General features: G+C 69.2%; 1 protein-coding gene. It reads right to left on the reverse strand.

Annotation, left to right across the window (positions count from 1 at the left end; translation table 11 throughout):
* The coding region (locus tag ACSNOK_RS36010) for a hypothetical protein (RefSeq protein ID WP_436784862.1) at nt 1–240 on the reverse strand (240 nt) is incomplete at both ends.

Here is a 240-nt window from a genome sequence, read left to right on the forward strand (position 1 = left end):
CGACCATGGTCATGGCAAGGCCCCGGGCGTCGTCGCCCAGCGGCTTGAGGCTGTCGTTGGGCAAGGTCACGCTCAGGCCCGTGAGCAGCACGCCGGGCACGCTTTTGCGCAGGCCGCGCACCAGCGCGACCGACACCGTGCCGGCCGTGGCCAGCAACACGGCGGACGGACGGGCCGCATGCACTTTGTTCAACACTTCGGCCAGGTTCTTGCCATCGGTGGCAATGGCCGCCTGTACGG

The sequence above is a fragment of the Streptomyces sp. URMC 126 genome, assembly GCF_051386555.1.
In the GTDB taxonomy this organism is placed as follows: Bacteria; Actinomycetota; Actinomycetes; order Streptomycetales; family Streptomycetaceae; genus Streptomyces.